Source organism: Streptomyces sp. SM11, from assembly GCF_002910905.1.
Classification (GTDB): domain Bacteria; phylum Actinomycetota; class Actinomycetes; order Streptomycetales; family Streptomycetaceae; genus Streptomyces.
The window spans coordinates 20,115-39,483 of the sequence record NZ_NEUE01000157.1 but is presented as its reverse complement, the minus strand read 5'-3'; the positions used below and the strand labels follow the sequence as shown (position 1 = coordinate 39,483).

The following is a 19,369-nucleotide window of genomic DNA, read 5'->3' as shown; positions in this document are numbered from 1 at the left end:
GATGTTCCGCCGCACGTTCTGGTTCACCGCCGGCGCAGCCGCCGGTGTGTGGGCCACCACCAAGGTCAACCGCAAGCTGAAGCAGCTGACCCCCGAAAGCCTCGCGGCGCAGGCCGCGGACAGGGCGATCGAGACCGGTCACAAGCTCAAGGACTTCGCTCTCGACGTGCGCGATGGCATGGTCCGGCGCGAAGCCGAACTGGGCGGCGCCCTGGGCCTGGAAGCGCCGGTCGACCCCGACCTCCCCGTGCAGCGGCACTTCGCCGTCGAAGCGGCCGAACCGCCCGCGAACGCGACCACGTACCGCAAGCTCCCCTCCAACGCGAACCACGACAACTCGAACAACCGGAATGAGGACCACTGATGGAGTCGGCTGAAATCCGCCGCCGCTGGCTGAGCTTCTTCGAGGAGCGCGGTCACACCGCCGTGCCTTCGGCGTCGCTCATCGCGGACGACCCGACTCTGCTGCTGGTCCCCGCGGGCATGGTCCCCTTCAAGCCGTACTTCCTCGGCGAGGTCAAGCCGCCCGCCCCGCGCGTCACCAGCGTGCAGAAGTGCGTGCGCACGCCGGACATCGAAGAGGTCGGCAAGACCACCCGCCACGGCACCTTCTTCCAGATGTGCGGCAACTTCTCCTTCGGGGACTACTTCAAAGAAGGTGCCATCCAGCTCGCCTGGGAGGCGCTGACCAACTCCGTCGAGGACGGCGGCTACGGTCTCGACCCCGAGAAGCTCTGGATCACGGTCTACCTCGACGACGACGAGGCCGAGCAGATCTGGCGCGACAAGATCGGCGTCCCCGCCGAACGCATCCAGCGCCTGGGCAAGAAGGACAACTTCTGGTCCATGGGCGTCCCCGGACCCTGCGGCCCGTGCTCGGAGATCAACTACGACCGCGGCCCCGAGTTCGGCGTCGAGGGCGGCCCGGCCGTCAACGACGAGCGTTACGTGGAGATCTGGAACCTGGTCTTCATGCAGTACGAGCGCGGCGCCGGCGACGGCAAGGAGGACTTCCCGATCCTCGGGGACCTGCCGTCGAAGAACATCGACACCGGTCTCGGCCTCGAACGTCTCGCCATGATCCTGCAGGGCGTACAGAACATGTACGAGACCGACACCCTGCGCGTCGTCATGGACAAGGCCACCGAGCTGACCGGCGTCCGCTACGGCGCCGAGCAGGGAACCGACGTCTCGCTCCGCGTCGTCGCCGACCACATCCGTACGTCGGTGATGCTCATCGGCGACGGCGTCACCCCCGGCAACGAGGGCCGCGGCTACGTGCTGCGCCGCATCATGCGCCGCGCCATCCGCAACATGCGCCTCATGGGCGCCACGGGCTCGGTCGTCAAGGACCTGGTCGACGTCGTGGTCGACACGATGGGCCTGCAGTACCCGGAGCTGATCACCGACCGCAAGCGCATCGAGACGGTCGCGCTCGCCGAGGAAGCCGCCTTCCTCAAGGCCCTCAAGGGCGGCACCAACATCCTGGAGACCGCCGTCACCGAGACCAAGGCCGCCGGCGGCCAGGTCCTCGCCGGCGACAAGGCGTTCCTGCTCCACGACACCTGGGGCTTCCCGATCGACCTCACCCTGGAGATGGCCGCCGAGCAGGGGCTCTCCGTGGACGAGGACGGCTTCCGCCGCCTCATGCAGGAACAGCGCGACAAGGCCAAGGCCGACGCCCGCGCCAAGAAGACCGGTCACGCCGACCTGTCCGCCTACCGTGAGGTAGCCGACATCTCCGGCGCCACCGAGTTCACCGGCTACGCCAGCACCGCCGGCGAGTCCACCATCGTCGGCCTGCTGGTCGACGGTGTGCCCTCGCCCGCCGCCACCGAGGGCGACGAGGTCGAGGTCGTCCTCGACCGCACCCCCTTCTACGCCGAGGGCGGCGGCCAGCTCGCCGACACCGGCCGTATCCGGCTCGACACCGGTGCCGTGATCGAGATCCGCGACGTCCAGAAGCCGGTCCCCGGCGTCCACGTCCACAAGGGCGTCGTCCAGGTCGGCGAGGTGACGGTCGGAGCTTCCGTCTTCGCCTCCATCGACAACACCCGCCGTCGCGCCATCGCCCGCGCCCACAGCGCCACCCACCTCACGCACCAGGCACTGCGCGACGCTCTCGGCCCCACGGCCGCCCAGGCCGGCTCCGAGAACTCCCCGGGCCGCTTCCGCTTCGACTTCGGTTCGCCCGCCGCCGTTCCCGGCACGGTCCTCACCGACGTCGAACAGCGGATCAACGAGGTCCTCTCGCGGGAACTCGACGTCCAGGCCGAGGTCATGTCCATCGACGAGGCCAAGAAGCAGGGCGCCATCGCCGAGTTCGGCGAGAAGTACGGCGAGCGGGTCCGCGTCGTCACCATCGGCGACTTCTCCAAGGAGCTGTGCGGCGGCACGCACGTCCACAACACCGCCCAGCTGGGTCTGGTGAAGCTGCTCGGCGAGTCCTCCATCGGCTCCGGCGTGCGCCGTATCGAGGCCCTCGTCGGCGTCGACGCGTACAACTTCCTCGCCAGGGAGCACACGGTCGTCGCCCAGCTCCAGGAGCTGGTCAAGGGCCGCCCCGAGGAGCTCCCCGAGAAGATCGCGGGCATGCTCGGCAAGCTCAAGGACGCCGAGAAGGAGATCGAGAAGTTCCGCGCGGAGAAGGTCCTGGCGGCCGCCGCCGGACTCGTCGAGTCCGCCAAGGACGTCCGCGGCGTCGCCCTGGTCACCGGCCAGGTCCCCGACGGCACCTCCGCCGACGACCTGCGCAAGCTGGTCCTGGACGTACGCGGACGCATCCAGGGCGGCCGCCCCGCCGTCGTGGCCCTGTTCACCACGGCCAACGGCCGCCCGCTCACCGTCATCGCCACCAACGAGGCCGCCCGCGAGCGCGGTCTCAAGGCCGGTGACCTCGTCCGTACGGCCGCCAAGACGCTCGGTGGCGGTGGCGGCGGCAAGCCGGACGTCGCCCAGGGCGGCGGCACGAACCCGGCCGCCATCGGCGACGCCGTCGCCGCCGTCGAACGCCTCGTCACCGAGACGGCGTGACGAGCGCGATGACGCGGATGCGCCGGGGCCGACGGCTCGCCGTCGATGTCGGGGACGCCCGGATCGGGGTCGCCTCGTGTGACCCCGACGGGATCCTGGCCACGCCGGTGGAGACCGTGCCGGGACGCGACGTCCCGGCCGCCCACCGGCGGCTCCGCCGACTCGTGGACGAGTACGAGCCGATCGAGGTCATCCTCGGCCTGCCGCGCTCGCTCGGCGGCGGCGAGGGGCCTGCGGCCGCCAAGGTCCGGGCGTTCGCTCAGGAGTTCGCCCGTTCGATCGCGCCCGTCCCGGTACGGCTGGTGGACGAGAGGATGACCACGGTGACGGCCGCTCAGGGAATGCGTGCCTCGGGTGTGAAGTCCAAGAAGGGGCGGTCCGTCATCGACCAGGCTGCCGCTGTGGTGATCCTTCAGAACGCTCTGGAGTCCGAACGGGCGTCAGGTAATCCCCCGGGCGAGGGCGTCGAAGGGGTTGTCTGATCGCGATACGGTAACGTTCCGCGCGATGCGGCGGTGTTCGAACAAACACCGCACAGCGAAGCGAAGAGACGGAACAGCGTCTCGCGGCTCTAGGGGATCGATGACTGAGTATGGCCGGGGCCCGGGCTCCGAACCGTGGCATCCCGAGGACCCCTTGTACGGGGAACAGGGATGGGAAGGCCAGCAGGCCGCCCACGGCCAGGGCCAGTACGGCGACCAGCAGCAGTCCTATCCGCAGGACCCGTACGCCCAGCAGCACCAGCAGTACCAGAACCACCAGCAGTACCCGCAGCAGCAGTCGTACGACCAGCAGCACCAGCAGTACGAGCAGCCGCAGCAGTACGGCGCGCCCCAGCAGGATCCGTATGCCCAGCAGTCGGGTGCCCAGCCGCAGTACAACGGCGGCTGGGACACCGGACAGCAGGCCGCCATGCCGTACGGGGCCGAGCCCCAGGACCCGTACGCGCAGCAGCCCGGCGGCTACGACGCGGCGCAGGACTACTACGGCACCTCTGAGGCCTACCCTCCGCCGCAGCCCCCGGGCCGCCGCGAGGCCGCAGCCGAACAGCAGCAGCAGCACCAGCAGCAGCCATCCACGGACTGGGACCCGGACGAGCAGCAGGAGGAGACGCATCCCTTCTTCACGGGTGCGGACGAACCGGCAGGGCGTGAGCCGCGCGACGACGACGATGACCCGGACGACGACGGATCGCGCGCTTCGCGCCGCGACCGTGGCGGCGGCGACCGCCGTGGCGGCAAGGGAAAGAAGAAGAGCCGCAGCGGCGTTGCCTGCCTGGTGGTCTCCGTCGTCCTGCTCGGCGGCCTCGGCGGAGTCAGTTACGTCGGCTACACCTTCTGGAAGAAGCAGTTCGGCGCTCCTGCCGACTACGTGGGGGCGGGCACCAGCGAGCAGGTCGAGGTCGAGATCCCGGAAGGGGCGCTCGGATACGACATCGCGAACATCCTGCGCAAGAAGGGTGTCGTCAAGTCCTCCGACGCCTTCGTCGCGGCGCAGAACGGCAACCCCAAGGGAAAGTCGCTCCAGGCAGGCGTCTATCTCCTGAAGAAGGAGATGTCGGCGGCCAGTGCGATCGAGCTGATGCTCGACCCCAAGAGCCAGAACGCCTTCGTGATCCCCGAGGGCACCCGTAACGTCAAGATCTACCAGATGATCGACGAGCGGCTGGAGCTGGAGAAGGGCACCACGGCGAAGATCGCCAAGACCGAGGCGGAGTCGCTGGGCCTGCCCGACTGGGCCGACGACAACCCGGATGTGAAGGACCCGCTGGAGGGCTTCCTGTACCCGGCGGCCTATCCGGTCGCCAAGGGGTCGAAGCCCGAGGACGCGCTGAAGCGGATGGTCAAGCGGGCGAACAAGGAGTACGAGAAGCTCGACCTGGAGGCCAATGCGAAGGAGCTCGGTCTCAAGAACCCGTGGGAGCTCATCACCGTCGCGAGCCTCGTGCAGGTCGAAGGCAAGTACAAGCACGACTTCGACAAGGTCGCGCGGGTCGTCTACAACCGCCTCAAGCCGAGCAACACGGAGACGGTCGGCCGACTGGAGTTCGACTCCACGATCAACTACATAAAGGGTCAGAGCACCCTGGACGTCGGCGCTGTCGACGACCTGCGGAAGATCGAAGACCCCTACAACACGTACAAGATCGTAGGCCTGCCTTCCGGTCCGATCAGCAACCCGGGCGCCGATGCCCTGCACTCGGCGTTGAATCCCACCCCTGGCCCTTGGCACTACTTCGTCTCGGTCAACGAGGACAAGACGCTCTTCGCGGTCACCAACAAGGAGCACAACCGCAACCGGGCGAAGTACGAAGAGGAACGGAAGAAGTCGGCCCAGTGACCCCTGCCCGCCGGGCCGCCGTCCTCGGCTCGCCCATCGCCCACTCCCTCTCCCCGGTCCTGCACCGCGCCGCGTACGCCGAGCTCGGCCTCGACGACTGGTCCTACGACCGGTTCGAGGTCGACGAGGCGGGGCTGCCCGGGTTCATCGAGGGGCTGGACTCCTCCTGGGCCGGGCTGTCGCTGACCATGCCGCTCAAGCGGGCGATCATCCCGCTGCTGGACGAGATCAGCGCGACGGCCGCCTCCGTGGAGGCCGTCAACACGGTCGTGTTCACCGAGGACGGCCGGCGGGTCGGCGACAACACCGACATCCCCGGCATGATCGCCGCCCTGCGGGAGCGCGGCATCGACAAGGTCGACTCCGCTGCCGTCCTCGGCGCCGGAGCCACCGCCTCCTCCGCGCTCGCCGCGCTCGCCGCGGTCTGCGCCGGACCCGTGACGGCCTATGTGCGGGGCCCCGAGCGTGCGGCCGAGATGCGGGCCTGGGGGGAGCGGCTCGGCGTCGACGTCGTGACCGCCGACTGGGCGGACGCGGCAGCGGCGCTGGCCGCGCCGCTCGTCATCGCCACCACCCCGGCGGGCGCCACCGACGCCCTGGCCCGATCCGTGCCGGGAACCCCGGGCATCCTCTTCGACGTGCTGTACGAGCCGTGGCCCACCGCGCTCGCCGCCGCCTGGTCGGCGCGCGGCGGGGCGGTCGTCGGCGGACTCGACCTCCTCGTACACCAGGCACTGCTCCAGGTCGAGCAGATGACCGGCCGGATCCCGGCACCGCTGGCCGCCATGCGGCAGGCCGGGGAAGCCGCGCTCGCGGCCCGCTGACGGGCCTGTCGGCCGGGGTCGCCCGTCCGTCTGCTGGACCGGCGGCCGGACCGTGCCCCCGGTCGTGGGAGGATCGGGGATGGCGGGCCAGGGCCGCGCACCCGGTGGCGCCGTTGGATTTTCAGGCGCGAGCATGAGGAGCACCGTTGAGCAGGTTGCGCTGGCTGACCGCGGGGGAGTCGCACGGACCCGCACTGGTGGCGACGCTGGAGGGTCTTCCCGCCGGTGTCCCGATCACCACGGAGATGGTGGCGGAGGCGCTGGCCAGGCGACGGCTCGGTTACGGCCGCGGTGCGCGGATGAAGTTCGAGAAGGACGAGGTCACCTTCCTCGGCGGCGTACGCCACGGCCTCACCATGGGCTCCCCGGTCGCCGTCATGGTCGGTAACACCGAGTGGCCCAAGTGGGAGCAGGTCATGTCGGCCGATCCGGTCGACCCCGACGAGCTGGCGAAGCTCGCCCGCAACGCCCCGCTCACCCGCCCCCGGCCCGGCCACGCCGACCTCGCGGGGATGCAGAAGTACGGCTTCGACGAGGCCCGGCCGGTCCTGGAGCGTGCCAGCGCCCGGGAGACCGCCGCGCGCGTCGCCCTGGGGGCCGTCGCCCGCTCCTACCTCAAGGAGACCGCGGGCATCGAGATCGTCAGCCATGTCGTCGAGCTGGCCGCCGCGAAGGCGCCGTACGGCGTCCTCCCGGTCCCCGCCGACGTGGAGAAGCTGGACGCCGACCCGGTCCGCTGCCTGGACGCCGACGCTTCCAAGGCGATGGTGGCCGAGATCGACCAGGCCCACAAGGACGGCGACACCCTCGGCGGGGTCGTCGAGGTGCTGGCGTACGGCGTGCCCGTCGGGCTCGGCTCGCACGTGCACTGGGACCGGCGCCTGGACGCCCGGCTCGCCGCCGCGCTCATGGGCATCCAGGCGATCAAGGGCGTCGAGGTCGGCGACGGCTTCGACCTGGCCCGGGTGCCCGGCTCGAAGGCGCACGACGAGATCGTCGCCACCGAGGACGGCATCAGGCGCACCTCCGGGCGGTCCGGCGGCACCGAGGGCGGGCTCACCACCGGCGAGCTGCTGCGCGTGCGTGCCGCGATGAAGCCCATCGCGACCGTGCCGCGCGCCCTGGCCACCGTGGACGTCACCACCGGCGAGGCCACCAAGGCCCACCACCAGCGCTCCGACGTCTGCGCCGTCCCGGCGGCGGGCATCGTCGCGGAGGCGATGGTCGCCCTCGTCCTGGCCGACGCGGTCGCGGAGAAGTTCGGCGGCGACAGCGTCCCCGAGACCCACCGCAACGTCCAGTCGTACCTCGACCACCTCCAGATCCGATGAGCGGCCCCCTGGTCGTCCTCGTCGGCCCGATGGGCGTCGGCAAGTCCACCGTCGGCGAACTGCTCGCCGCCCGGCTCGGCACCACCTACCGGGACACCGACGCGGACGTCGTCGCCGAGGCCGGCAAGCCGATCGCGGAGATCTTCTACGACGAGGGCGAGGACCACTTCCGCGCCCTGGAGCGCCGGGCCGTCGAGGCGGCCGTCGCCGGGCACACGGGCGTTCTCTCCCTCGGCGGCGGGGCCGTCCTGGACGTGGCGACCAGGGAGCTGCTGGCCGGCCGGCCGGTCGTCTACCTCTCCATGGACGTGGACGAGGCCGTCCGCCGCGTCGGTCTCGGCGCCGCCCGCCCGCTGCTCGCGGTCAACCCGCGTCGGCAGTGGCGCGATCTGATGGACGCCCGCCGCCGCCTCTACGAAGAGGTCGCCCGCACCGTGGTCGCCACCGACGAGAACACCCCCGAAGAGGTCGCCCAGGCGATCATCGACGCACTGGAACTGCCGGAGGGCTCAGCCGCCCCCGGCGTGGAGAACACCGGTATGACGCAGCAGGGCCCCACCCGTATCCAGGTCGCAGGCTCCGCGGGCTCCGACCCGTACGAGGTCCTCGTCGGCCACCAGCTCCTGGGCGAGCTGCCCCAGCTGATCGGCGACCGCGCCCGGCGGGTCGCCGTGCTGCACCCCGAGGCCCTCGCCGAAACCGGGGAGGCGGTCCGCCAGGACCTCGCCGACCAGGGGTACGAGGCCATCGCCGTCCAGCTGCCGAACGCGGAGGAGGCCAAGACCGTCGAGGTCGCCGCCTACTGCTGGAAGGCGCTCGGCCAGACCGGCTTCACCCGCACCGACGTCATCGTCGGCATCGGCGGCGGCGCCACCACGGACGTCGCCGGGTTCGTCGCGGCCAGCTGGCTGCGCGGGGTGCGCTGGATCGCGATCCCGACCACCGTGCTCGGCATGGTGGACGCGGCCGTCGGCGGCAAGACCGGCATCAACACCGCCGAGGGCAAGAACCTCGTCGGCGCCTTCCATCCGCCCGCCGGGGTCCTCTGCGACCTCGCCGCGCTGGACTCCCTGCCGGTCAACGACTACGTCTCCGGCATGGCCGAGATCATCAAGGCCGGGTTCATCGCCGACCCGGTCATCCTCGACCTGGTCGAGGCCGATCCCGAGGGCGCGCGCACCCCGGCCGGGCCGCACACCGCCGAGCTGATCGAGCGGTCCATCCGGGTCAAGGCCGAGGTCGTCTCCAGCGACCTCAAGGAGTCCGGACTCCGTGAGATCCTCAACTACGGTCACACCCTGGCCCACGCCATCGAGAAGAACGAGCGCTACAAGTGGCGCCACGGCGCGGCCGTCTCCATCGGCATGGTCTTCGCCGCCGAGCTGGGCCGGCTCGCCGGACGCCTCGACGACGCCACCGCCGACCGGCACCGCAGCGTCCTGGAGTCGGTGGGCCTGCCGCTCGCCTACCGCGGCGACCAGTGGCCCAAGCTGCTGGAGAACATGAAGGTCGACAAGAAGTCGCGCGGCGACCTGCTGCGCTTCATCGTCCTGGACGGCATCGGCAGGCCCACCGTCCTGGAGGGTCCCGACCCGGCCGTGCTGCTCGCCGCCTACGGGGAGGTCTCCGCGTGACCCGGAGGGTCTTCGTCCTGAACGGCCCCAACCTCGGACGGCTCGGCTCGCGTGAGCCCGACGTCTACGGGGCCACCTCCTACGCCGGTCTCGTCGACGCCTGCACGACCCTCGGCAAGGAGCTCGGCTTCGACGTCGAGGTGCGGGAGACCAACGACGAGGGCCAGCTGATCCGCTGGCTCCACGAGGCGGCGGACGGATCGATTCCGGTCATTCTCAACCCGGGCGCCTTCACGCACTACTCGTACGGCATGCGGGACGCGGCCGCCCAGCGCACCGCCCCGCTGATCGAGGTGCACATCTCCAACCCGTACACCCGCGAGGAGTTCCGGCACACCTCCGTGGTCGCCGCGGTGGCCACGGGCACGGTGGCCGGATTCGGCATCGGCTCCTACCGGCTCGCCCTGCGCGCCCTGGCCGACGAACTGACCGAGGGACCGACCGACTGACGGACCGACACCGACACGATTCCCGTCCGGCCTCCGCGCGGCCGACGGGCACTTCGCACCCTCCCGGGCCGTTCACCCCATGACGGCCCGGGAAGGTACGGTGGCCGTCCCATCAGCGTCAGTTGCAGTTACGAGACGGAGTGGCACCGGATGCAGCACGCAGCGGGGGCCCCGCTGCCGCCGCCCCACGGACCCGGCATCGGGCACGTCGGCCGGCCGTACCAGGCCCAGCACCCCGGTCACCCCGGCCCGCCCCCGATACCCCCGCCGCCCTCGGCTCCCGGGCAGGCTCCGCCGCCCTCGGCCCCTGGCCAGGCACCTCCTCCGGCCCAGGGCCAGACGCGGCAGCATCCTGCCCACGGCCGGGCCCCGGGGCCCGGCTGGAGCGGCACAGGCCCCACACCGCCGCCCGCCGGGCAGGCCACCGGACACGTTCAGCTGCCCCCGGGCGGCCCCGTTCCGCTGCCCGCACCCCCCGCCGAGGCCGGCACCGGCGGCGCGACGCTCGCCGTGCTGCTCATCGGCCCGGCCGGGGCGGGCAAGACCACCGTCGCCAAGCTCTGGGCGGCCCGCCGCCGGGTGCCCACCGCCCACGTCTCGCTCGACGACGTCCGTGAATGGGTCCGCTCCGGCTTCGCCGACCCGCAGGCCGGCTGGAACGACCACTCCGAGGCCCAGTACCGTCTGGCCCGCCGCACCTGCGGTTTCGCCGCCCGCAACTTCCTCGCCAACGGCATCTCCTGCATCCTCGACGACGCGGTCTTCCCCGACCGCCCGGTCGTCGGCCTCGGCGGCTGGAAGCGCCACGTGGGTCCCGGCCTGCTGCCCGTGGTCCTGCTGCCCGGCCTGGAGATCGTCCTGGAGCGCAACGCCGCCCGCAGCGGCAACCGCAGGCTCTCCGACGAGGAGGTCGCCCGTATCCACGGCCGGATGGCCGGCTGGTACGGTTCCGGCCTCCCGATCATCGACAACTCCACGTACGACGTCGAGACCACCGCCCGCGTCCTGGACGACGTGCTGGCCCGGTCGATCGCGAGCCCGCCCGCCTGGTAGCCGCCGGAAGGGCCCGCCCGCCCGGCACTGACCACGCGCCGGCGCTCCGCCCCCCGGTCGGGTGCGCTGACCGGGCGGGCCGCCGCCCCCGCTCGTACGCTCGAACCATGTCAGAGGTGCACGCCGTCCGACGCGGGCTGCTCCGCGACCGGTGCGCGGCCGCGGGCTCCGCGGCCGCCCTGGTCTCCCGCCCCGCCAACGTCCGCTATCTCGCGGGCGGAGCGCCTCCCGGCGCCGTGCTGCTGCTCGGCCCCGGCGAGGACGTTCTGCTCTGCTCCCGCGCCCCGACCGGTGAACCCGCCCAGGGGCGGCCCGACGAGGCGCTCCGGATCGATCTCCTGCCCGTCCCGGACGGGGACCCGGTGGTCGCCGCCGCGGGCCTCGCCGCCGAGTCGGGCGTGGGTTCGCTCGCCGTGGAGGAACACGATCTGACCGTGGCCCGGCACCGTGCCATGGCAAAGGCCGCCCCGCGTCTGGAACTGGCCGATCTGGGCTTCACCGTGGAACAGCAGCGGATCGTCAAGGACGAGGAGGAGATCGGCTGCCTCCGGATCGCCGCCGAGATCACCGACCAGGCCCTCGGCGAACTCCTCGAATCGATCCTGGTCGGCCGCACCGAGCGCCACCTCGCCCTCGAACTGGAGCGCCGCCTCGTCGACCACGGGGCGGACGGTCCCGCCTTCGCCACCTCCGTGGCCACCGGACCCAACTCCGGCCAGGGGCGCCACCGGCCCTCGGACCGCAGGGTGGAGGAGGGGGATTTCCTCTCCGTCGGCCTGGGTGCGAGCTACCACGGCTACCGCTGCGAGATCGGCCGGACTTTCGTCATCGGAACCGCCCCCGCCGAGTGGCAGATCGAGCTCTACGACCTCGTTTTCGCCGCTCAACGGGCCGGCCGGGAAGCTCTGGCACCGGGGGCGGCCTACCGGGACGTGGACCATGCCGCCCGGCACCTGCTGGAGTCCGCGGGGCATGGAGAAGGCCTTCAGCCGAGGACCGGGCACGGTGTGGGGCTCGAAATCGAGGAGGACCCGCAACTGGCACCGACAGCCATGGGTAAACTGGACGCTTGTGTGCCGGTCACCGTCGAACCGGGGGTCCACCTCCCGGGCCGGGGCGGTGTCCGGATCGATGACACGCTCGTCGTGCGCCCCGAGGCGGACGGCGGACCCGAGCTACTCACCATGACGACCAAGGAGCTGCTCGCGCTCTAGCGCGCATCCTCGGTCGTTCCACCAGCTTCAGTCCAGGAGATTCCGCAACCGTGGCTTCCACGAACGACCTCAAGAACGGCCTGGTGCTCAAGCTCGACGGAGGCCAGCTCTGGTCCGTCGTCGAGTTCCAGCACGTCAAGCCCGGCAAGGGCCCCGCCTTCGTGCGCACCAAGCTCAAGAACGTGCTCTCCGGCAAGGTCGTCGACAAGACGTTCAACGCCGGCGTGAAGGTCGAGACGGCCACCATTGACCGCCGCGACATGCAGTTCTCGTACATGGACGGCGAGTACTTCGTCTTCATGGACATGGACACCTACGACCAGCTCATGGTCGACCGCAAGGCCGTCGGCGACGCCGCCAACTTCCTGATCGAGGGTTTCACCGCCTCCGTCGCCCAGCACGAGGGCGAGGTGCTCTACGTCGAGCTGCCCGCCGCGGTCGAGCTGACGATCCAGCACACCGACCCGGGCGTCCAGGGCGACCGCTCCACCGGTGGCACCAAGCCCGCCACCCTGGAGACCGGTTACGAGATCGGCGTGCCGCTCTTCATCGGCACCGGCGAGAAGATCAAGGTCGACACCCGCACGGGCACCTACCTCGGCCGGGTGAACGGCTAACCGTGGCTGCCCGGAACAAGGCCCGCAAGCGCGCCTTCCAGATCCTCTTCGAGGCCGACCAGCGCGGTGAGTCCGTGCAGAGTGTCCTCGCGGACTGGGTTCGGCACTCGCGGACCGACGACCGTCAGCCTCCGGTCGGCGAATTCACGATGGAGCTCGTCGAGGGGTACGCGCAGTACGCGGACCGGATCGACGACCTCATCGTCACCTACGCCGTGGACTGGGAGATCGACCGCATGCCGGTCGTCGACCGGAGCATCCTGCGGCTCGGTGCGTACGAGCTGATCTGGATGGACGAGACCCCGGACGCCGTGGTGATCGACGAGGCCGTCCAGCTCGCCAAGGAGTTCTCCACCGATGACTCACCGTCCTTCGTGAACGGCCTGCTGGCCCGTTTCAAGGACCTCAAGCCGAACCTCCGCCGGGAGCAGTAGCCCCCGGTCGCGACGGTTCGGTCGCACCCACCACGAAGGGCCCACGGTCAGCCGACCGTGGGCCCTTCGGTGTACCCGGCCGCCGGGCCGGCCGGTTGGAGCAGCGGACTCATCATCCGTCGGCCGTGGGTTCGAGTCCCGCCCGCCCACCGGGCGTTCCCAGGCAGAACCATTCTGACCTGGGGAAACGCGGATTGTGCGGCGGTTTCCTGTCCGGCTACTAGCCGCGCGCCGTGCGGTACTGGCCCGCTGTCGCAGCGTGTCAGCGCACTTCTGCTGCGTCTGACCAAGAAGACGACGAGCGGTACGGCCGGGGCCGGCCGGAACACGTACCAGTACGACCGCTCCGGCCGGATGACCTCCTGGACCAGCGGCAGCACCACCACGGCCTACGGATGGGACGACGCGGGCAACCGCGTCGAGGCAGGAGGGGCCACCGCCTCCTACGACGCACGCAACCGGCTGACCGGCGACGGCACCAACACCTACGACTACACCGCGCGGGGCACCCTCGAAACGATCACAGGCGGCACGGGAGTGCCCCGAGAGCTGGCCTTCGACGCCTTCGAACGCAAGATCCGCGACGGCCAGGCGGCCTTCTCGTACGACTCGCTCGACCGTGTCGCCCGGCAGGGCACGACCGCCTTCCGCTACGACGGCGGCTCGAACGACCTGCTCAGTGACGGCACCAGCGTCTACAGCCGGACTCCGCACGGTGCCCTGCTGGCCAGCAAACAGGGCACGGCAAGCGCGCAGTGGGCCATCACCGACCGCCATACCGACGTGGTCGCCGGCCTTTCGCCGGACGGCAGCCAGGTCACCAGCTCCACCGCCTACGACCCCTTCGGCCAGGTCCGTGCGTCCAACGGCTCGACCACGGCACTCGGGTTCCAGTCGGGCTGGACCGACGAGGCGTCGGGCGACGTGAACATGGCGTCGCGCTGGTACCAGCCGGGCACGGGCGGTTTCAGCTCACGTGACACCTGGCAGCTCGACCCGAGCCCGTCCGTGCAGGCGAACCGCTATCTTTACGGGAATGCCGGACCACTGAACGGGATAGACCCCTCCGGGCATGATGTACTGGCTCCGGGGAGAACACGGGTGCCGTACGTCGCGGGGTCGGGCGGGGGGCTCAGTCTGAACTGGAGCGCCTTCGGCATGCTCGGCCGGTTCGCGATACGCGGTGTCCGCGGGGGCTTGGGGATCGCCGCGGACGTGTTCCTCAACGTGATCGGATGGAACACCCCGGCCTACGCGCCGACCCGGCCTCAGAACCCGCCGGGAGGCGGAGGAGGCGGCGGCCGCGGTGTGAAGCAGCCGCCCGGCAAGTCGGGGCTCTACCGCATCGAGGGTGGACCGCGAACGAGTACGGCTCCTTTCCCGTCCGCTGCTGGCGGGGGCGCTCGTGGCGGCTGCGTTTCCCGCTGCATAATCGTCCCGCCGAAGCCGCCGATCGACCAGAACGTCAACAACGGCCCCAACCCCAAGCCCGCCGTCGACCGGCCGGCCCCCAAGCCCGACTGGGATCCCAGGAACAGTGCCTGGAAGCCGGGCGACGGCTGGGACATGATCGTCGGCGCGCTGGACATGCTGGGCCTGGTCAGCAACGGCCAGTTCACACCGGACCAGGCTCCGGACACACACCCGGCGCCGGGTGCGGACCCTGGATCGGGGAGCGGCCGTGACAACTCGGGGGACTGCCGCGGGGCATGGGGCGGCTGGCGTAAATACAGTCCTGTGGACACCCTGCACGGAAATCGGGCCACAGGTGTTGAGGCCTGCCTCGACGAGTCCTTCCTCGCTGCCAACCCCGGAACGAAAACCCAGACATCGAAAATAGCCCCGCCCGGCTATACGTGGGCTGCCATCAACGCTTCGAACAACGGGAACCGTCCCGCCAAGATGTGGCGCAATGCCTGCCACCTGCTGGGAAAGCAGTTGGGTGGCGACGGGCTTCGCTACGACAACCTGTCTACCTGTTCCCGATCAGCCAACGCGACTCCGATGGATCCGCGAGACCCGGGGCAGAGCCCGAACATGGTCTACTACGAGAACATGGTGAAGCGCGCGATCGACAAGGGTAAGCAGGTCGTGCACTACAAGGTGACGCCCCTTTACGAAGGGAACAGGGTGGTTCCGACCGCCTTCCGCATGCAGGCGCGAGGCGTCACCGCCGGAGGTGCCCCGGGGATTAAGTTCGACGATGAAGTTCAGAACATCATGTACGGCGTGAATAGTGGTCGCTTTCAGAACCTCGGCAGAGCGGTTCCAGAAGGGTATGTGAAATGACGGAGAGAATTACGAAACTGTCGAACCTGATCGTCCCCTTTGAGGGAGGAGCCGGAGATGTGGTGGACTGGGCGACGGTTGAATCCGCCTACGGGACGGAGTTCCCCTCGGACTACAAGGAGTTCGTGCGTCTCTTCGGCCACGGAACCATCGAAGGGCGCATCGCCACCTTGATCCCGGTCGTGACCTCCGACCCGATGGTCAGACGGGTCGCTCCCCTGTCCGGTGCGATGAAGTCCGACCCGGACTACCAGAGGTGGACCGCCCCCCGCGTAGAGGCTAGCGGGCTCGATCGGATCCTGGTGTGGGGGGAGACGGACAGCTCCGACGTGCTCGGCTGGATCACCGGCGGGCCCGATCCCGATGCCTGGCCCCTCGCCGTGTGGGCGCGAGGTGACGCGGCCTGGACCGCGTACAGCTGCGGAATGGTCGGATTCCTCGTCAGGTTGCTGCGGGGGGAATTCGTCCGTTGCCCGATCAGCGACACGTCTCTCGTGGGCGTCCCGCACGCGCGCTTTCTGCACGACAGGGAGGAGGAGCGCCTCGCCGAGGAGGGGGTGTACCCCTGGGACGACTGAGCCGCATCGGGCATACCTGCGGACCCCCTCCGGCCGGCCGGAGGGGGATGCCTGGGTGCACGGGCCAACCGCCCCATGGCGAGGACTCAGGCGTACGTAGAGAACTGCGTGTGGTCCAGCATGCTCTGCGGGGCCGTGTTCGGCCGGGGCAGCATGGTGTCGTCCAGAATGGCCCGGACCGAGGTGTGCACCCGGTTGTGCATGCTCATGTATCCCGGAGAGCCCTCCGGCGCGGAGCGGGAGCTCGCCGGAACGCGCGAAGGGCACCCCGTATGCCTCACCCTGCTGTCGTCCGGCTGAGCGAGCTGCTCCCGCCGCCCGGCTCCGGCGGCGACGCGGTGGACTGGGAGCGGATCGAGCGGACGACGGGCCTGGCGTTCCCGGCCGACTACCGTGAGCTCGTGGAGTTGTACGGGGGCGGCGAGAGCGACGAGTACCTGTCCGTGAGCACCCCGCCGGTCCCGGGTTCGCCGTACGGGGATCTCCTGGGCAGAGGCGAACCCGCTCTCTCGGACCGGGATCGCGAGGCGGAGGCGGCGGCGGCCGCGGTGTGAAGCAGCCGCCCGGCAAGTCGGGGCTCTACCGCATCGAGGGTGGACCGCGAACGAGTACGGCTCCTTTCCCGTCCGCTGCTGGCGGGGGCGCTCGTGGCGGCTGCGTTTCCCGCTGCATAATCGTCCCGCCGAAGCCGCCGATCGACCAGAACGTCAACAACGGCCCCAACCCCAAGCCCGCCGTCGACCGGCCGGCCCCCAAGCCCGACTGGGATCCCAGGAACAGTGCCTGGAAGCCGGGCGACGGCTGGGACATGATCGTCGGCGCGCTGCAGATGCAGAATTTGGTGAATAATGGCAACGGATTTACCCCTGATCGCTTGGCGGAGGCGTTGCCCACTCCCACGAACATGCCGGGAGGCAAGAACGGCGGTCGTCACCGGGATGACAATAAGTGTGATTCCGGGCCGGGCGTCAGCTCAACTGGACATGCTGTATACCTGCCGCGACAGCGCTATTACGACTCCTTTGAAGGCAGCGAGCAGTGCAGGGCGACTGGCGTCTACGGACTGCTGGACTCCAGTGATTACAACAAGGGGCGCAAGAAGCCGGGTACGAACACAAATGACTCCACGCAACCGCCCGGAATGCGTGAGATCGTGTCAGATGGACACGTGCCGGGGAATGGTCACCTCATACCGGCAGCCGCATCAGGTTCCGGGATCGACCTCAGGAACCTTGTCGCCCCGTACAAGAGGACGAATGAGTGGTACCTGAACCATGGAGTTGAAAAGGATATCAGGGGCGCCATAAAGGCAGGTAATCATCTCGCCATATCCGTGGTTCCTTGATATGGAAATGCTGATTCCGGAATCCCGACCAGCATCGAATACAATTACACGGTGCTCGAGACCGGTACGAGCAAGCACTGTGTTGTCCACCAGAAACCCAGTGGTGGGACCACCACCGGCACTGCCAACTGTCCACGGAGGTGAATGTGATGAACGATTCGGGTTATCTGCAAAAAGTATTCGCAGTGCTGGGGGATCCTTCCCCTGTGTCGCGAGATCCGTCGATGTGGAAAGATCTTGAGGAATATCTCGGATTTATTCTTCCTGGCGACTTCAAGGAGATCGCGGAAGCTTATGCTCCCGTTCGCCTGAACGGGCACCTCTACCTCCTGCATCCGACCACGGAACGGTGGAATCTCAAGGAGGAGATTGCTGCCGACATCGAAGCGCTCGGGGACTTGGACTGGGATGAGGTGGAGGGTGATCCTCGTCCTTCTCTCGGCATCGAACGCATGGAGTTCGGGACGCGCACCGGTCTTACTCCTATCGTCAGCGCGGACAGTGGGCAGACAGTATTTCTGGCGAACAGTCCGCACGGCTGCGGCTGGCGTATCCTCATCGAGGACGGAGACGGCGAGTTCTTCGAGTATGCGATGGGGTTCTCGGAATGGCTCTACCGCTATCTTGCCGGTGAAGATGTATTCGGTCCGAACAGTTCCTACTTCTACCCCGGTCCAGTGGCTCTTCAGGACTTGCCCATGTCCCCCTCCGACCATCCGATGACGAGATACGGGCCACCCCGTGATGGCACTCTCTGAACCCTCGATCGGACCTTGGTGTGTGGGGCTGGCGGGAGACTTCGCCCAGTGTCCGGTCGGTGACTTGTCCCTCATGGGCTCACGGAGGTGACCGCAGGCATGCGGAACGTCGTGGGCCTGGTTGTGGCGGGGTTGGTGAAGGAATATTTCGCGGACTCGTCAGTGGGCGAGAGCCCACTCCCGGTCATCCGTCCGCCGGCCGATCCCGGGGCGCTGGCCGCGTTGGAGCGCCGCTCGGGGCAGTCGTTCGATCCGGGATACCGTGCGTTCCTGTTGCTCACTGATGGCTTGGAGGGCTTCTCCCTCCTTCTGCTCGGCTGCCGGGACTGGGAGCCCGGCGGCATGGGGGAGGTCGGCGAGGCGTTCCGGGAGGCGACGTTGGACAGCGACCCCGAGGATGTGGGGGTGGCTCCCGGGACGCCCCTGTTCCCGGTCGCGGTCAACGAGGACGGCAGCCAGGGCGTCTTCCTGATCGACCCTGCGGGATTCGAGGAGCGGTTCTGGCTGACCGGCGAGGGAGACAGCTTCTTCTTCAGGGAATTCGCCGAGGTGCTCGGCTTCCTCGCCGACGCGGGTTCCTGCGAACCGAGGGAATCGCTTCTCCCGTAGCGCCCGCGGTCCGTGTGTCCGCCACCGCCCGTGCCCGACCCCGACCCGTCCTGGCCCCGCCCGGGTCACGGACGGCGGCCGGGGGCGGTCCCGTGACGAGGACTCAGGCGTACGTGTAGAACTGCGTGTGGTCCAGCATGCTCTGTGGGGTCGTGTTCGGCCAGGGCGGCATGGTGTCGTTCAGATCGATCACATCGACCGTCCCGCCGGCGGGGAGGTACTCGGCGCTGGTCGGGTGGAGCGCGTGCCAGTCGGCCCGGAGCTTGTCGACGAACGCGTGGTGCAGCCGGAACACCGGGTCGCCGTCCCGGCGACGCCCGAGCCGGTGCACGCGGTAGCGCTGCCGTTGGCCTTGGGAGAATGAGGGCGGCGCTCCGCTCGCTCAGCCGGTGTCGGCGTGGCTCATCAGCTCACCGGGCGGCGCGACGCCGGTGACCATGGAGCCGGACGGGGACATCGACTGCTCTGGGACCGCGGATCGACTTCTTGCCCCAGGGCGGGAGCTTCGCTGACGTGGAGACGCCGCTGCGCCTTCCGATCCGGCCCTGATCTACCTCTCGCGTAGTGCGCTGCCGGCTGCGGTCAGCCGTGGAGCGGGCGGCGCGAAGTGGTTCTCGGGGTCGCGGAAGCTGTGCGAGCAGAAACGGGTTGGAAACCCGATGGGAACGGACGCACCGGATCGAGGTGGTAGTGGTTTTCACCGCGACGCGGCGGACGTGGTCCGTGACCAGCCGGAACAGCAGAGTTGATCATCCGGCGGCATCCTCCGGGTCGTCCTCTGGCGGACTCATGATCCATCGGCCGTGGGTTCGAGCCCCCCACCGCCGGAACCCGGGGCACGGAAATGCCGGGCGGGCGGGG

General features: G+C 69.5%; 19 protein-coding genes and 1 pseudogene. 18 read left to right on the top strand and 2 right to left on the bottom strand.

Translation table 11 applies throughout. The features are described 5' to 3' along the window. Window position 1: 1 nt before the first annotated feature. The 14 genes from B9S58_RS13660 to B9S58_RS13590 all read left to right on the top strand — a co-directional run bounded on the left by B9S58_RS13660 (window position 2) and on the right by B9S58_RS13590 (window position 15,796). A complete protein-coding gene (locus B9S58_RS13660; RefSeq protein WP_103532384.1) occupies window positions 2-364 on the top strand; it encodes a DUF6167 family protein in 363 nt (120 codons plus the stop codon). After that, a complete protein-coding gene (gene alaS / locus B9S58_RS13655) occupies window positions 364-3,033 on the top strand; it encodes an alanine--tRNA ligase (RefSeq protein ID WP_103532383.1) in 2,670 nt (889 codons plus the stop codon). The genes B9S58_RS13660 and alaS overlap by 1 nt, the downstream gene beginning before the upstream one ends. Before the next feature lie 8 nt (window positions 3,034-3,041). Then, entirely contained in the window at window positions 3,042-3,515 is a 474-nt protein-coding gene (ruvX, locus tag B9S58_RS13650; RefSeq protein WP_181009300.1) for a Holliday junction resolvase RuvX, read from the top strand. Window positions 3,516-3,615: 100 nt separating this feature from the next. Then, window positions 3,616-5,373, top strand: coding sequence for an endolytic transglycosylase MltG (mltG, locus tag B9S58_RS13640; RefSeq protein ID WP_103532381.1), 1,758 nt, complete (start codon window positions 3,616-3,618; stop codon window positions 5,371-5,373). Beyond that, a complete protein-coding gene (locus tag B9S58_RS13635; protein ID WP_103532380.1) occupies window positions 5,370-6,197 on the top strand; it encodes a shikimate dehydrogenase in 828 nt (275 codons plus the stop codon). The genes mltG and B9S58_RS13635 overlap by 4 nt, the downstream gene beginning before the upstream one ends. Window positions 6,198-6,343: 146 nt before the next feature. Further along, window positions 6,344-7,528 carry a chorismate synthase gene (gene aroC / locus B9S58_RS13630; protein ID WP_103532379.1) on the top strand — a complete coding sequence of 395 codons (1,185 nt, stop codon included), beginning with the start codon at window positions 6,344-6,346 and terminating at the stop codon, window positions 7,526-7,528. After that, entirely contained in the window at window positions 7,525-9,162 is a 1,638-nt protein-coding gene (aroB, locus tag B9S58_RS13625) for a 3-dehydroquinate synthase (RefSeq protein ID WP_103532378.1), read from the top strand. The genes aroC and aroB overlap by 4 nt, the downstream gene beginning before the upstream one ends. Then, on the top strand, window positions 9,159-9,611 hold the full coding sequence (locus B9S58_RS13620) for a type II 3-dehydroquinate dehydratase (RefSeq protein WP_103532377.1): 453 nt from the start codon (window positions 9,159-9,161) through the stop codon (window positions 9,609-9,611). Before aroB ends, B9S58_RS13620 begins: the two co-directional genes overlap by 4 nt. A 150-nt stretch (window positions 9,612-9,761) precedes the next feature. Then, the gene (locus B9S58_RS13615) at window positions 9,762-10,664 is read left to right on the top strand and encodes a Pro-rich N-terminal domain-containing protein (protein ID WP_103532376.1); all 903 of its coding nucleotides are present in this window, start codon (window positions 9,762-9,764) and stop codon (window positions 10,662-10,664) included. 107 nt (window positions 10,665-10,771) lie between these two features. Continuing rightward, window positions 10,772-11,878: a M24 family metallopeptidase gene (locus B9S58_RS13610; RefSeq protein WP_103532375.1), complete on the top strand. Its 1,107-nt coding sequence runs from the start codon at window positions 10,772-10,774 to the stop codon at window positions 11,876-11,878. Between the two features lie 50 nt (window positions 11,879-11,928). Beyond that, window positions 11,929-12,495 (top strand): elongation factor P, encoded by a 567-nt coding sequence (gene efp, locus B9S58_RS13605; protein WP_103532374.1) that lies wholly within the window; start codon window positions 11,929-11,931, stop codon window positions 12,493-12,495. Between the two features lie 2 nt (window positions 12,496-12,497). Then, entirely contained in the window at window positions 12,498-12,929 is a 432-nt protein-coding gene (gene nusB / locus B9S58_RS13600; RefSeq protein WP_010057335.1) for a transcription antitermination factor NusB, read from the top strand. A 354-nt stretch (window positions 12,930-13,283) separates the two neighbouring features. Next, entirely contained in the window at window positions 13,284-15,218 is a 1,935-nt protein-coding gene (locus tag B9S58_RS13595) for an RHS repeat-associated core domain-containing protein (RefSeq protein WP_258044474.1), read from the top strand. Next, window positions 15,215-15,796: a hypothetical protein gene (locus B9S58_RS13590; protein WP_103532373.1), complete on the top strand. Its 582-nt coding sequence runs from the start codon at window positions 15,215-15,217 to the stop codon at window positions 15,794-15,796. The genes B9S58_RS13595 and B9S58_RS13590 overlap by 4 nt, the downstream gene beginning before the upstream one ends. A gap of 86 nt (window positions 15,797-15,882) precedes the next feature. On the opposite strand, the gene B9S58_RS13585 is transcribed toward B9S58_RS13590, so the two are convergent. Further along, window positions 15,883-16,005 carry a hypothetical protein gene (locus tag B9S58_RS13585; protein WP_258044473.1) on the bottom strand — a complete coding sequence of 41 codons (123 nt, stop codon included), beginning with the start codon at window positions 16,003-16,005 and terminating at the stop codon, window positions 15,883-15,885. A 63-nt stretch (window positions 16,006-16,068) separates the two neighbouring features. On the opposite strand from B9S58_RS13585, the gene B9S58_RS13580 reads away from it, so the two are divergent. The 4 genes from B9S58_RS13580 (at window position 16,069) to B9S58_RS13565 (ending at window position 18,508) form a co-directional block, all read left to right on the top strand. Continuing rightward, window positions 16,069-16,350, top strand: coding sequence for an SMI1/KNR4 family protein (locus tag B9S58_RS13580; RefSeq protein ID WP_258044472.1), 282 nt, complete (start codon window positions 16,069-16,071; stop codon window positions 16,348-16,350). Beyond that, window positions 16,347-17,141, top strand: coding sequence for a hypothetical protein (locus tag B9S58_RS13575; RefSeq protein ID WP_103532372.1), 795 nt, complete (start codon window positions 16,347-16,349; stop codon window positions 17,139-17,141). Before B9S58_RS13580 ends, B9S58_RS13575 begins: the two co-directional genes overlap by 4 nt. A 149-nt stretch (window positions 17,142-17,290) precedes the next feature. Then, complete coding sequence (locus B9S58_RS39030; RefSeq protein ID WP_258044471.1) at window positions 17,291-17,899, top strand: SMI1/KNR4 family protein; 609 nt, start codon at window positions 17,291-17,293, stop codon at window positions 17,897-17,899. A 99-nt stretch (window positions 17,900-17,998) separates the two neighbouring features. Next, window positions 17,999-18,508: an SMI1/KNR4 family protein gene (locus B9S58_RS13565; RefSeq protein ID WP_103532371.1), complete on the top strand. Its 510-nt coding sequence runs from the start codon at window positions 17,999-18,001 to the stop codon at window positions 18,506-18,508. Window positions 18,509-18,611: 103 nt separating this feature from the next. Here the strand turns inward: B9S58_RS13565 and B9S58_RS13560 are convergent. Beyond that, window positions 18,612-18,809: pseudogene (locus B9S58_RS13560) on the bottom strand (tyrosinase family protein); the annotation flags it as partial. Window positions 18,810-19,369: the final 560 nt, after the last annotated feature.